This is a genomic window from Extensimonas soli (assembly GCF_029211265.1).
In the GTDB taxonomy this organism is placed as follows: domain Bacteria; phylum Pseudomonadota; class Gammaproteobacteria; order Burkholderiales; family Burkholderiaceae_C; genus Extensimonas; species Extensimonas soli.
In genome coordinates this window covers 1-770 of record NZ_JARGEL010000038.1, presented here as the reverse complement: position 1 = coordinate 770, position 770 = coordinate 1, and the positions used below count along the sequence as shown (strand labels likewise).

At 63.1% G+C, this 770-nt stretch carries 1 protein-coding gene; it reads left to right on the top strand.

Features of this window, described 5'->3' with window-relative positions; all coding sequences use genetic code 11:
* The coding region (locus PYV55_RS16025; RefSeq protein WP_472924682.1) for a flagellin N-terminal helical domain-containing protein at positions 1–770 on the top strand (770 nt) is incomplete at both ends.

Below are 770 nucleotides of genomic sequence, written 5' to 3'. Positions count from 1 at the left end.
GACGGCATCTCGCTGGCGCAGACTGCCGAAGGCGCGCTGGCCAGCGTCACCAACAACCTGCAGCGCATGCGCGAGTTGTCCGTGCAATCGGCCAACGCTACCAACAGTGCGTCCGATCGCGCCGCACTGCAGCAGGAAGTCTCGCAGCTGTCTTCGGAAATCGACCGCGTGGCCACGCAGACCGATTTCAACGGTACCAAGCTGCTCGACGGTTCGTTTTCGGCGCAGAAATTCCAGGTGGGCGCGAATGCCGGACAGACCATCACCGTGGACTCGATTGCCAATGCCCGCGCCAGTGCGCTGGGAATGTTCTCCGGCTTTTCGCTGCAAGGGGCGTCCATCGGAACGGCCAGCGATACGGCGTCGGCAAAATCCATCACGGTGGGAGGGAGTACCGTTTCGCTGGGCAGCGTCGCTGACGATGCCAAGGCCATTGCCAGTGCACTCAACGCTAGCGGCATCACGGGCCTGACTGCTTCGGCCAACGCCACCACGGTGGCAGGTGCAACGACCACCGTTACCACGACCACTGCAGGCACGGCGACGGTGCAGGTCAACGGCATCACCATCACCCTGAATGCCACGACGAACGGAATGACCAACCGTGCCAACGCCATCCAGGCGATCAATGCGCAATCGACGGCCACCGGGGTTGTGGCCGCCGATGACGGAACGGGTGTGAAGCTCACGGCAGCTGATGGGCGCAACATTACCGTGGGCGGTTTTGCGCTGGGTACCGCGCTGGGAACCACGATAGCCGACTTTGGCCT